The sequence below is a fragment of the Clostridium sp. chh4-2 genome (genome assembly GCF_002899675.1).
Taxonomy (GTDB): domain Bacteria; phylum Bacillota; class Clostridia; order Lachnospirales; family Lachnospiraceae; genus CHH4-2.
The window spans coordinates 114,644-127,810 of record NZ_PKUU01000011.1; the positions used below are offsets into that span (position 1 = coordinate 114,644).

13 protein-coding genes are annotated in these 13,167 nt (G+C 45.1%); 6 read left to right on the top strand and 7 right to left on the bottom strand.

What is annotated here, in order from left to right; genetic code table 11:
• Nucleotides 1-209: 209 nt before the first annotated feature.
• Complete coding sequence (locus C0033_RS13400) at nucleotides 210-1,544, bottom strand: histidine kinase dimerization/phospho-acceptor domain-containing protein (protein WP_103228384.1); 1,335 nt, start codon at nucleotides 1,542-1,544, stop codon at nucleotides 210-212.
• The gene (locus C0033_RS13405) at nucleotides 1,541-2,251 is read right to left on the bottom strand and encodes a response regulator transcription factor (RefSeq protein ID WP_103228385.1); all 711 of its coding nucleotides are present in this window, start codon (nucleotides 2,249-2,251) and stop codon (nucleotides 1,541-1,543) included. Before C0033_RS13405 ends, C0033_RS13400 begins: the two co-directional genes overlap by 4 nt.
• A 164-nt stretch (nucleotides 2,252-2,415) precedes the next feature.
• Here C0033_RS13405 and C0033_RS13410 point away from each other — a divergent pair, with 164 nt between their 5' ends.
• The 6 genes from C0033_RS13410 (at nucleotide 2,416) to C0033_RS13435 (ending at nucleotide 7,628) form a co-directional block, all read left to right on the top strand.
• A complete protein-coding gene (locus C0033_RS13410) occupies nucleotides 2,416-3,378 on the top strand; it encodes an ABC transporter ATP-binding protein (RefSeq protein ID WP_103228386.1) in 963 nt (320 codons plus the stop codon).
• Nucleotides 3,375-4,136 carry an ABC transporter permease gene (locus C0033_RS13415; protein WP_103228387.1) on the top strand — a complete coding sequence of 254 codons (762 nt, stop codon included), beginning with the start codon at nucleotides 3,375-3,377 and terminating at the stop codon, nucleotides 4,134-4,136. Before C0033_RS13410 ends, C0033_RS13415 begins: the two co-directional genes overlap by 4 nt.
• 13 nt (nucleotides 4,137-4,149) lie before the next feature.
• Nucleotides 4,150-4,881 (top strand): ABC transporter permease, encoded by a 732-nt coding sequence (locus tag C0033_RS13420; protein WP_103228388.1) that lies wholly within the window; start codon nucleotides 4,150-4,152, stop codon nucleotides 4,879-4,881.
• 74 nt (nucleotides 4,882-4,955) lie between these two features.
• Nucleotides 4,956-5,543 (top strand): prolyl-tRNA synthetase associated domain-containing protein, encoded by a 588-nt coding sequence (locus C0033_RS13425; protein WP_103228389.1) that lies wholly within the window; start codon nucleotides 4,956-4,958, stop codon nucleotides 5,541-5,543.
• A gap of 85 nt (nucleotides 5,544-5,628) precedes the next feature.
• The gene (locus C0033_RS13430; protein WP_103228390.1) at nucleotides 5,629-7,158 is read left to right on the top strand and encodes a DNA methylase; all 1,530 of its coding nucleotides are present in this window, start codon (nucleotides 5,629-5,631) and stop codon (nucleotides 7,156-7,158) included.
• 23 nt (nucleotides 7,159-7,181) lie between these two features.
• Nucleotides 7,182-7,628, top strand: coding sequence for a hypothetical protein (locus C0033_RS13435; protein ID WP_103228391.1), 447 nt, complete (start codon nucleotides 7,182-7,184; stop codon nucleotides 7,626-7,628).
• 7 nt (nucleotides 7,629-7,635) lie between these two features.
• Here C0033_RS13435 and C0033_RS13440 read toward each other — a convergent pair whose 3' ends face one another.
• From C0033_RS13440 to C0033_RS13460, 5 genes are all read right to left on the bottom strand, one after another.
• Entirely contained in the window at nucleotides 7,636-8,634 is a 999-nt protein-coding gene (locus C0033_RS13440) for a 4-hydroxy-2-oxovalerate aldolase (RefSeq protein ID WP_103228392.1), read from the bottom strand.
• Nucleotides 8,635-8,670: 36 nt separating this feature from the next.
• Complete coding sequence (locus C0033_RS13445) at nucleotides 8,671-9,966, bottom strand: SLC13 family permease (protein ID WP_103228393.1); 1,296 nt, start codon at nucleotides 9,964-9,966, stop codon at nucleotides 8,671-8,673.
• Nucleotides 9,967-9,977: 11 nt separating this feature from the next.
• A complete protein-coding gene (locus tag C0033_RS13450) occupies nucleotides 9,978-10,796 on the bottom strand; it encodes an MBL fold metallo-hydrolase (protein ID WP_103228394.1) in 819 nt (272 codons plus the stop codon).
• Between the two features lie 15 nt (nucleotides 10,797-10,811).
• On the bottom strand, nucleotides 10,812-11,735 hold the full coding sequence (locus C0033_RS13455; protein WP_103228395.1) for a hydroxyacid dehydrogenase: 924 nt from the start codon (nucleotides 11,733-11,735) through the stop codon (nucleotides 10,812-10,814).
• 317 nt (nucleotides 11,736-12,052) lie between these two features.
• Nucleotides 12,053-12,916, bottom strand: coding sequence for a MurR/RpiR family transcriptional regulator (locus C0033_RS13460; protein ID WP_103228396.1), 864 nt, complete (start codon nucleotides 12,914-12,916; stop codon nucleotides 12,053-12,055).
• Between the last annotated feature and the right edge of the window lie 251 nt (nucleotides 12,917-13,167).

Below are 13,167 nucleotides of genomic sequence, written 5' to 3' on the forward strand. Positions count from 1 at the left end.
TATAATGATATTCTCTGAAAATAATAGAATCATCTGTTAAATATTACCTTACAATTTCGTGAAGAAACAGCCTCACATACTGCTCGATTCCCTCTTTAAATACCTATTCGAATGCTTAACACTCAGATCATGAAACAATCTGATGGCAAACGTAAAGAAGAGATTGCTAATTTTTATTAAACAGCAATCTCTTCTCTATTCACAACCTCCTAGAACACGATCTCAATCTCACGTCCATTCTTCCCTGCATGGACAGTCCCCTCATGTGCCATTATAATCTGCCGCACAATCCGCAGCCCCATCAGATGCACATTCCCCTCCGGCATCCGTCCCTCATTTAAATAACGGCAGACATCTGGAGGAATACCGCAGCCGCTGTCGTAAAATACCACATGGGGACATCCGTCTTCCACCCAGGCACGAACGCCAAGGCTGCATCCATCTTCATTATGCCGTACTGAATTGCCAACAATATTCCGGAATGCGCGAAACAAAAGCTGCTCATCCGCTTCCAAGGAAACTGTTTCAAATCCAGGTTCAATGCAGATGGCCAAAGGATAACGCTCCGCCTGCTCCATGGAATTCAATAAATCCGCAGCGACCCTGCGCAGGATTGCTGCCAAAAAGACCTTTTTCCTGCGAAGCGGCTGTACATTATATTCCAGCTTAGAGGCAAGGTTTAAATCCTCAATCAGATTCCTGATGCGGATGCTCTGCGCGCGGATTAAGGCGGCTTTGTCCCGGATTTCAGGATCTGTATCAGATTGGCGCTCTATCATATCCGCATATCCCATAACCAGGGACAGAGGGGTCCGTATATCATGGGATACCCCGCTGATCCATTCCGTGCGCGCCTCATCCCTCTTATCCAGCTGTTCCCGCTGCGTTGTCAAACGGTCGGAGGTGCGGTTGATGGTACAGGCAATCTCCTTCATATTCCCGGTTTCTGCCAGATGGACGCTCCCACCGGACGCCAGCTGTCCGATCGCATCCGCAATCATACGCATCCGTCTGTAATAGCGGAATCCTGATACCAGCAGAATCAGGACCGCTGCTGCCAACGTACTGATAAAACTCAGCGACAGAAATGTAAAAATCCCCTTTAACTTATCCATATCCTGATGGACCGCATAATTCCATATGCTCCCTTTGGGATATCCGGCTACCAAAAGTCCCTTTTCACCGCCCCATACATAAACCGGATAATCATCCAGATACCAGCGGGTAAAAGATGCAACCTGGGAGGTTGTGTATGTGTGGTTTAAATGCTCCGGCAGCTGATAGCTCCAAATCGGGGTTCCTGCATCATCCAGAAGCATGGCAAAGGAAACTCCCATCTCCTGAAGACAGGCGGCCGCCTCCTGCCCATCCTCATCCATCATCTCATATACCCGGGCGATGGAATGCCTCTTTCCGCCGCTGTCATTTTCATAAAGCTTCGAGGTTATGACAGCCAACAGTACAAACTGCAGTGCAGCAAACGCAAAAATTATCACCAGCGCTGTAGCGATATAGTTAAAATAAATTCTCATCAGACTTTTCATCTGTTCATCCGATACCCTAATCCTTTCACCGTAATTAAAAATGCCGGTTCCGATGGCTTCTCCTCTATCTTTTCCCGCAGTTTGCGGATATGTACCATCAATGTATTCTCATAATCGAAATAATTCTCTCCCCACACCGATTCCGACAAGACATCAAATGTCAGTATTCTTCCTCTGTTTTCCAGAAATAATTTCAAAAGCTGGTATTCCTTATTTGTCAGGGAAATGGTTTTCCCCGAGCCGTCCAGAACTCTCACCACCCCTGCAGAAAGATCCACTTCCCGGTTTCCCATCCGGTAACATTCTGACTGCTCTTCCAGCCGGTAGGTCCGTTTTAAGATAGCTGAGATACGCAGTACAAGCTCCCTTGGAAGAAATGGTTTCGTCATATAATCATCCGCCCCCAGATCCAGTCCCTGAAGCCGGTCCTCGTCCTGATCCCTCGCAGATAGAAACAGAACCGGAATCCGCTTATCTTCCAGCACTGTCTTAATCCGCTGAAAAAAAGAAAATCCATCTTCAAACGGCAGATTAACATCCAGAATAAGAAAGTCCACATCGCCGTTTTTTATCCTCTCCTCCGCTTCCCGGCAGGAAAAAGCTGTCTCCACATAAGAAAAACCCTCCTGCTTACAAATATTTTCCACCAAACTGCACAGCTCCCGGTTGTCATCCACCACTAAAATCCGCGCTTCTTTAAGCTTCATTCCAATCACCTGCCTTTTGGTTTATTATAGCTGATTTACCGGGACAGGGAATCATTTTTTGAATCATTTAAGGTAAATTTAAGGTTGCAGAAAGGAAGGCATAAGGATGCTTCATTATCCTGAATCCTATAGAAAACAGCGGCAAATACAAGGAGGATATCAAAATGGCACAATATATTATTGAAACCAGCCAGCTTACAAAGATCTACCGGGGCACCCCCGCCGTGGACCATCTGGATCTTCGCATTCCCGAAGGCTCCATCTACGGATTTCTGGGCCCCAACGGAGCCGGCAAAAGCACCACCATGAAAATGCTTCTGGGATTAATCAGCCGGGACGGCGGAAGCATCCGCATCAACGGGACCGAACTGAATGACCGCAGCCGCATCTCCATCCTGAACCAGGTAGGTTCCCTGATTGAGAACCCTTCTTATTATGGTAATCTCACCGCATATGAAAACCTTCAGATCAGCTGCATGCTGAGGGGACTTCCTTACACGGAGATTGACCGGGTTCTTTCCATCGTTCGCCTGGACGGGCAGAAAAAGAAGCGGACCGCGCATTATTCTCTGGGAATGAAACAGCGCCTGGGCCTGGCAAATGCCCTTTTGGGTTCGCCGGCGCTGGTACTTTTAGATGAACCCACCAACGGTCTGGACCCGGCAGGTATCCATGAGATGCGTGAACTGATTAAAAGCCTCCCAAAACACTTTGGAATGACGGTAATGGTATCCAGCCACCTTCTTGCGGAAATGGAGCAGACCGCAGACCACATCGGTATCATATCCGCCGGACAACTGATATTTCAGGACGCCCATTCCATGCTCCAGGCACGCAGCACACGTCAGATTTATTTGCGCACCTCGGATGACACAGGCGCAGCCTCCCTGCTTCGGGAAAATGAGGACCTTTCCCTCCTGCTTCACAAAGGAAAAGATACCACTGCCTCAGACAGCTTCTATTATTCCAAAGCCGACGGTATCCTCCTTCCATTTCTCCCTGACTGGATACTTGCGCAGATAATCCGCAGCCTGCAAAACCATGGAATTGATCTGTACCGGGCGGAAGAAAAACGGCAGAACCTGGAAGATATCTATCTTGACATGGTAGAGGAGGCGGGACTATGAATAAAAAGACAGAATTTTCCCTGGAGATGCGCAAACTGCGCCGCCGTCATATCCCGCTTCTGTTTCTGATGGTATTTACCCTCATCACAGCCTGGACATATTGGTGCATAGATGACTTAGACATCTCCCGTCTGAACGATGTGAGCGCCATGGTATTCACCAACCTTCTTTTAATGAACACCATCCTGTGTCCCATTGTGCTGGCCGCTTTAGCCAGCCGGATGTGCGATATGGAACAGATGGGAAATACTTATAAATGGCTCTGCACCATGCAGAAACCGGAGCATATTTACCGCGGCAAAGTGATGGCCGGCAGCTTTTATATCATCCTGTTTACTCTGATGCAGACAATTCTGTTCTGGATCATTTCACAGCCATACGGAGCGGGCGCCGTGTCCCATCTGCCGGGATATTTTACAACCATATTTCTGACCTCCCTCTGCATATTCATCCTTCAGCTGAACCTCTCCCTCAAATTCACCAATCAGCTGACGCCCATTTTTATAAGTATAGGAGGCACATTTACCGGGCTGTTTTCCTGGTTCTTAAACAGGTGGCCGCTGCGCTATCTGATACCGTGGGGCTACTATGCGTCGCTGTGCAATGCAGGATATATATATGATGAGACAACACGGTACACCACCTATTCCTGGGATACGTATCCGTTTCTTTGGATGGCCGTACTGGCTGCCGCAATCATTATCCTGTACCGTCACGGGCAGAAACATTTTTTAGAAACCGTCCGTGAAAACATGTGAGGAGGAAAAAGTTATGATTAAAAAAGCAATCATCTGTGAACGAATGAAATGCAAAGGAACCCTGATATGGCCGGCCTTTCTGCTGATTCCCGTCATACCAATCCTGCTTGGGGCAGGGAATTATCTGTCCAATCTGGATCTTTTAAAATCCGGCTGGTATTCCTACTGGACCCAGGTAACCTTATTCTATGCCACTTTCTTCTTCGCTCCGTTAATCGGCGCATACTGCGCATTTTTATGGAGATATGAGAATTTTAACAGCTGCCGGAACACTCTCTTCGCCCGCCCGGTACCATATCACACCATCTACCTATCCAAGTTCATTCTGGTTTGCGCAATCTCCGGGATGACCCAGATATGGTTTGCCCTGCTCTTTTTCGTCTCCGGGAAGATCATGGGCCTTCCGGGTCTGCCGCCCGCCGATCTCTGTTTCTGGATGATCCGCGGACTGGCCGGCGCCTTTGTAATTGCCTCCTTACAGTTTCTCATTGCCACTGAAATACAAAACTTTGCCACTCCCATCGCCGTGGGACTGGTGGGCGGCGTTACGGGTATGATTGCCGCCAATACAAAGGCCGGACTTCTCTGGCCCTATTCACAGATGCTTTTAGGCATGAATTCCAACAAATCGGAGGATGTGCTGGGACAGAACGTTTTATTATTCTTTTTGATATGCGCATTTTATCTGTTGGCGTTATCTCTGATAGGAATCAAAAGGATAAAGCACAGCATGCAGATGTCTTAAAGATATAAAAACACTTGCAATTCTTCTCTCCCCTACTATAATAATGTCTAAAAAGACAAAAGGAAGTACAGCATATGACTACCCTAAATGACGGATTTTATCTGGATAAAACGATTTACAGCGGACGGCCGTCTAATCCCGACGGGCGGATGGACAAAGAACTGAGAACCTATGATTTTTTAGATCAACTGAACATCCCCTATGAACGTGTAGACCATTCTCCCACAGATACCGTGCTTGCCTGCCACGATATAGACAAGATTTTAAACATTGAAATCTGTAAAAACCTGTTTCTGAGAAATGCACAGAAAACCACATTTTACCTGCTTCTCATGCCAGGCTGCAAAAAATTCCGTACAGCCGTTCTTTCAAAACAGATAGGTTCCTCCCGGCTTTCTTTTGCAGAACCGGAGTTTATGGAACAGTTTCTCGACATCACTCCGGGTTCCGTCTCAATCCTGGGTCTGATCAATGACAAACAGAAATCTACCAGGCTGCTGATTGACCGGGACGTGATTCGTCATGAGTTTTTCGGCTGTCATCCCTGCATTAATACCTCCAGCTTAAAGCTGCGGACCTCTGATCTCCTAACGAAATTTCTCCCGGCGCTGGATTATTCCTACACGCTTGTAGACCTTCCCAATACAGAAGGTACCTGCTAAACGTATCCATTAAAAAAATATGGTTAATTCCCCTTCTAATATGATAAAATAACTATAAATCATCTTATTGAAAGGGGCTGCCGTCGTGTCAAATGAAAATCATTCTTATATCGCAATTGACTTAAAATCATTTTACGCCTCCGTGGAGTGCAGGGAGAGGTATTTAGATCCTTTAACCACCAACCTTGTGGTTGCCGATCCAAGCCGGACAGAAAAAACCATATGTCTTGCCGTATCGCCTGCTCTCAAAGCCTATGGCATTCCCGGCCGCCCCAGGTTATTTGAGGTCGTGCAAAAGATCAATGAAGTCAATGCCAACAGAAAGCGGTTGGCTCCGGGAAAGACATTTACCGGTTCTTCCTGTGATGCGGATGAGCTGAAATCTTCTCCCGAACTGTCGGTCTCCTATATCACGGCTCCGCCCCGGATGGCCTTTTACATGGAATACAGCACCAGGATTTATAATATTTATCTGAAATACATTTCCCCGGAAGATATTCACGTCTACTCCATAGACGAAGTGATGATCGATGCATCCGACTATCTGAGCACCTACCATCTTACGGCCCGGGAACTGGCGGCGAAGATGATACAGGATATCTTTCAGGCCACCGGAATAACGGCCACCGCCGGAATCGGCTCCAACCTGTATCTGTGCAAGATCGCCATGGATATTATGGCAAAGCGGATTGTACCCGATGAGAACGGAATGCTGATCGCCGAACTGGATGAGATGTCTTACAGGCAGCTTCTGTGGAACCACCGCCCCCTGACTGATTTTTGGCGTATCGGTAAGGGCTATGCCCGCAAACTGGAAGCAAACGGTTTATATACTATGGGGGATGTAGCCCGTTGCTCCATCGGAAAACCCAATGAATACCACAACGAAGAACTTCTTTATAAACTGTTCGGCGTCAATGCCGAGCTATTGATTGATCATGCCTGGGGATGGGAGCCGTGTACCATGGCCGACATCAAATCGTACAAACCTGCGGCAAACAGCATCGGTTCCGGCCAGGTACTGCAGTGCGCCTATGACTATAAAAAAGCGCGGCTGATCGTACAGGAAATGACTGATCTTTTAGTCCTCGATCTGGTGGAAAAGGGACTTGTAACAGACCAGTTGGTTCTCACGGTTGGATATGACATAGACAACCTTACAGATCCCTCCATCAAAAAATTATATAAAGGCGAGATCACCACAGACCATTACGGACGCAAAATCCCCAAACATGCCCACGGCACCGCCAACATCGGGCGCCAAACCTCTTCTACAATGCTGATCATGGATGCCGTAATGAAATTATATGATAATATCGTGGACAGGAATCTGATGGTAAGAAGAATCTATATTACGGCCAATCATGTGGTTAGTGAAGATCTGTCTGCCAAAACACAATCATTTGAACAGCTTGACCTTTTTACAGATTATGAAGCATTAGAACAAAAGAATAAAGAAGAGGAAGAAAAGCTGAAACGAGAAAAGCAGATGCAACAGGCAATGCTGGAAATCAAGAAAAAATTCGGAAAAAATGCGATTTTAAAAGGTATGAACCTGGAAGAAGGGGCTATGACGAAAGAACGCAACCAGCAGATCGGCGGACACAAATCATAAGTTTTCGTGGAAAGGAGAAACATATGGACGACAAAAACACTAATATCAACCGTTACGACGATATCATTCATCTCCCACACCATGTTTCATCCGTCCACCCTCCTATGCCAGTTTCCGACCGGGCCGCACAGTTCGCCCCCTTCGCCGCTCTAACCGGCCATGACGCAGCCATTAAAGAAACCGCCCGGCTGACTGACGAAAGGGTGGAACTGGATGAAAATGCCAAAGCCGTACTTGATGAAAAGCTCAGAATGATACAGGAAATGCTGGCTCGTCAGCCTGAGATAACTGTCACCTATTTCCAGCCTGATGAAAAAAAATCCGGCGGCCGATATATATCGGCCACCGGTAATGTCAGAAAAATAGACATGTACAGCCATCTAATCATTATGGCGGATGGTTTAAGGATTCCTCTCAGTGAAATCTATGGGATAGAGGGAAACATATTCGGATATACTGAAAATTTCTGACCGCTTACTAGCTTAATTTCATGTTTATCGCCATATCTCTTATCAAAGATTCCGTCGGATTCTTCCGGTCAATTTCCGATACATCCGCAATCAGCTTTAGAAGCGGTACTTTTTCTTCTTCAGCTGCTTTCTTAAACATCCCCAAGTAATTGGAATGGCACCCGGAAAGCCCCAGCATCAAATCCGTAGGATTCACTGCAACGTGATAATTGTATGTACTCATAGCTGGTATCAGTTCATTATCCAGATAACCCAGCAATTTATAAAGATCAACATTCTCCAAATGCCCTGTTTTCTTCAAAGTGGCCGCCGCAAGCTCCGTGGCACAGTTCCCTGCGCTGCGCGCCATTCCCAGAAGGCCGCAGTCAATTTCATCTGCGCCTGCATCTGCCGCCGCCAATGCATTTGCCTGAGAAAGTCCCAGGTTACTGTGTCCATGAAAGCCCACAGGTATGGTCACCTTTTCTTTTAGCGCTTTCACATATGCAGACGCATCCTGCGGAAACATGGTTCCGGCTGAATCCATAATTGTAATTTTATCAACACCTGCGTCCTGAAGCATCTTTGCTTCGTCCGCCAGTTCTTCCGGAGTTGAGACATATGCCTTCATCAGGGAATAGCGGCAGATTAAACCGGATTTTTTTACCATTTCCACCGCTTTTACAGATCCGGCTCCATCACCGGCATTTGCGCCTACCCGAAGAAAGTTTAAACCGGCATATGCCGCTCTTTTAATATTATCTTCCTCTGCACATTTTGCCAGCATGAACATACCAATCCTGCCCTTTGACTGATAAGGCTTTAAAACTCCAAAATATTCCTCATCAGACGGTGCATTTGCGGCTCCCAAAAGGCTGTAAGCTCCAAGCCCCTTGCAGTTTCCCATCTCAATATCCTGAATTCCGCAGTCCAGCAAACCGCTAATAATACTTGCCGTGAGTTCTTTAGAGAATCCATGTCCTACCACATTTCCTCCATCACGAAGCGTGTTATCAAATAAATTCATTTTAAAATTCCTCCTTAATCTCTCCTCAATAAATATCTAAAATAACGGAAATGCAATGCTGCTCCATACCACACTTACCGTACAGCAGATCAGAATCGGAAGCAGTGACATTTTAAGAACACTTCGCAGGTCATATCCCCCTGCACCCATAAAGTAAGATACGGTTCCCGTTGCCATAGGCGTTACGAACGCCGATAAACAGGCCGCCTGTACACAGATAACAGGCCCTATAGGATTTGCTCCAAGGCTCAAACAGGTCTGAATTACAATTGGATAGAATATCAGCATTGCCGAACGGTTGAAAATAAACTGTGTAACGATGAACGGAACTATAAAAAACATCAGATAGATCAAAATATTGCTGTTCAGCCTGCCTGCAAACCCCGCCAGCATATTTCCGACCGCTTCTCCGGCTCCTGTAGAACTAAGCGCATTTGCCATAACAATAGAACCAACATATAACAGATACACCCAAATCGGCATGGCCTGCGTAGCTTCCTTAGGGCTGAGAACTCCAGTCACTACCACGAGAATTGCACCGATGATGGCAATTTCCCATATGGGCAGCCCGATTTTAGAGGAAAACAGCAGCGCCAGGGATACTCCGAAGAAAATAATATATCCCATATTCTCCTGAAACGGAGGAAGAGGTTTCTGATTCAACGTTTTCTCAGCCGCACTCAGATCAACTGATTTGGTATCCGTTACAGGATTGTCCGGTGCAAATTTAGGCGCCAGAAAAATTGCATAAAGCGTCATAATAACCATCAAAGGAAGGCGTGCTTTCATAGGGTCGGTAATTGCCATAAGTACATCTGCACCATTTGCTTCCAAGTAACCGTTCATCTCCGCATATACGGTTGCTCCGCCTCCAAGAGGCAGAACTCCCGTGGTGATAATACATACCAGGCCAAGAGAATACATTACCTTACTGGATTTAATTCCCATATCCTCCACAGTAGCCATCAGGAGCGGATACAGAATACAGAAAGGAATCAGATTTGATTGAATAAACTGGCATAATAAAACGGCAACAAGCATATATCCGATCAAAACTTTAGTCAGGTTTCCCTTAGACACCTTAGAAATATTCCCGGCCAGATTCTTTACAAACTGAGTACGGCTGAATCCTGCTGCCACCACAAACATTGCTACCATCATAATACCTGTGCTGTTTCCAAAGGATGATAACACCGCATTGGCATCAACACATCCGGTCAGCAAAAACAGCATCATAGAAATCATTGCCGTAGTTGCCAATGTAAATTTCCCCCACAAATAACTAAAACAAGTCAATGCGCATATAATCAAACAAATTGTCAATTTACTCATAAACTATCCCCCTATAGAATATCCCTGACAAACTGTATTCTGGAATCTAAAAATTCCGGCCACTGCTTTTCGTCAATCAAACTCTTATAATCCATGGGATCTTTTGATCTCCGCCCAAACAGATTACCATGAGCCGGATGGCTTGGAACAGCAATATCAACATGATAACTTTTAAGCATCTCGCATCCGTCTATAAACTGCTGCGGCAGGCTGAGCGGAAGGTGATATTTTTCCAGATAGTCTTTTTTCATTGTGATAGGCCCTACCCCTCCATGAATTGCAGCAGTAATAGGTCTTCCGTCCTCATCCGGACTTGTAATCATAAATGATGTTGTCCCTGGCGTATGTCCGGGTGTAAGGATTGTTTTAATTGCAACATCACCAAACTGCATCGTTTTACTGTGGTCATAATGTTGGTTCACTTCATATGGCGGCACATAAAATAAATCATCCATTTCATAATTAGCCGGTTCTCCCTTAAACAGATCATCCTGCAGCGACATCCAAACCACAGCGCCGGATAGTTCCTGAAGCGGCTTTACCCCTCCCGCATGATCCACATGGCAATGCGTCAGCATGATATGACGTATATTTTTAGGGTCAAATCCCAACTCCCGGATCATTTCTATCGTAAGATATACATTTTCAAACATGCAGGTATCTATAAGAATCAACCCTTCCTCCGTATCAACCAGAAACGCCCCGACCCATTCATTTCCCACATAATAAACCGCCGGCGCCACCCGGAAAGGTTCCACTTTTAATTTCCATGGCGCATGCGCAGAATACTCTACATATTTGTTAAAATCCTTTGAAACAGCTTCTCCCATATTTATCCTGCCTTTCTAAACTACTCTGTACTTTGTTTCCCTGCCTTCCAGCACATTTAAAACCTCTTCTGCCACTTCCATACCCATTCGCTGTAATGCCTCGTCCGTATCCGCTCCAATGTGAGGCGTCGCGCAAAAATTATCCAATGACATCAGCTTGTTTTTTCCATTTGGCGGTTCTTCCACAAAAGCATCACAGGCGGCTGCTCGGATCACTTTATTCTTCAATGCCTCGTATAGGTCATCCTCATTTACAATTCCTCCACGTGCCGTATTAATTAAAACCGCATCCTTTTTGAAATGGCTGAAATTTTCTGCCGTAATTAAATCTCTGGTCGATGGAGTAAGCGGCACACTGATCGTTACAAAATCAGATATCTCCAACATATCATTTAATCTTTCATATTTCTGAATGCCGTGCTTTTCTGCCAATTCTTTGGAACAATAGGGATCGTACCCTGCCAGCTTTGCAGAAAAACCACCCTTTAGTATTTCTCCGGCCCTGCGGGCAATATTCCCCATACCTACCAAGCCTATTGTTTTTCCCTCTAATTCCAGTCCACTGACTTCCGGCGGCGCAATTCTGGTAAAACCTTCTTTTCTTGTTACCCGGTCACAGTGATTGATATTTCTCCCAGCAGCCAGCATCAAACCTACAATGAGCTCCGCTACGGAATTTGTATTGGCTTTGGGCGTATTCAATACGGTAATGCCCAATTCTTTTGCAGCCTCCAAATCAATTGTATTACAGCCTACACCATGTTTTCCTATAACCTTTAGTTTTTTCGCCCGCTCCATCATTTCTCTTGTGACATCCACATTTCGCAGTACAATTGCATCCAATTCCTCTAAATGATCCCAAGTATCGACAATTTCCGCTTTTTCTTTCAGAGTTTCCACCGCTTTGGGACAGATATACTCGCTCAAATATATTTTCATTCCCGATCCCCTTTCCCCATATCTTTTTTGGAATCTGCTGATTCATTGTAATGGCCATTTACTTTGAAATCTTTATTACATTTCGTATTATAAAGACAACATCCGCTACATTCAATTGACAGCCAGAAATAAGTTTTTTGTATTTTTTTGTTAAATATATACATATTTTTTCGCTTTTTCCCTCAAATGACAAAAAAATAACCATTTTACGCTACAATAATGTAGTACAAAATGGTTATCTATGTTTTCTATTAACTGAATTATCAGATTTATAACACCAGTCCTTTTTCTAACCGGTTCTGCAAGCCAAAGCGTTCTTATTGTTTAATCAAATATTCTTCCAGAACATGATCACGTTTCTCCAACCGGCTGCGAAATTCCTCCGGCTGCTGCCAGCACATCAGTATCAGCAAATACTCCAAAACCCCCTCCACCCCAATCATTGAATGGAAAAATCCGCAATGTTCTGTTTCCACCAGCAAAATCTCCCCCGCATATTTTGCAATTGGTGAAGCCATACTGTCCGTTATCAACACAATTGGAACTCCCCGCTCCGCAAAAATACCTCCAATTTTTTCATCCATCTTATAATATCGCGGAAAATTCAAATAAACTGCTATGTCATTTTCATCTAAATCCGTCAATGAAGAAATAGAATCTTGATCATCATATGTAACCGCCCTTGCTTCCGTTGTAATTGTTCCCAGCAGTCTGGCAAATTGTACTGCCGGCCCTTTCCCGCCGCGCAGCCCAATTACCACTTTATGATCTGCAGCCAATATCTTTTCACAGACACGTTTATAAACATCTTCGCTGTTTTGCCGTATGGAAGTTTCGAGATTCATTCCCATTAACCTTACTATGTCTCCTGCGATTTCTTTGTCCTCATTATATTTTTCAAACTGCATAACGTACCGATCATGGAGAGAATGTCTGCCTATCTTTTCACTGCTGTTCCTCAGCTCTTTTTCCACCTGCTCCTGCATATCCGTATATCCCTTAAATCCCACAGTTCTGGCAAACCGGATAATCGTAGCATCGCTGACTCCAGTCTCCTTTCCAAGTTCTTTTGCCGTCATGCCAAGAATCCTTTTTTGATTTTTGGCAACATAATCCGCTATTCTGATCTGGCTTTTTGTCAACTCGTACTGCGCAATCTGCTGCATCAGGCTTTTGCTCATAATTCCCCTTTCTCCAGCGCAAATTTCTTTATAAAAAACTGCCTCCGGCCTTTTCCGTTAATTTTGATTATAATCCAATAGCAGCTTGGCTTTTAGTCGCATTTCTAATATTGGTTTCGTTTAATAAAAATAATTCTATACTAAATGTTGATGTACGCTAATTATACCAAGTCTTTTCTTAACTTGGAAGGTATATCGATGAAAATAGCTGTCTTGAACCCGTGTCATGGAACTGGGGCGGGATTTCAACA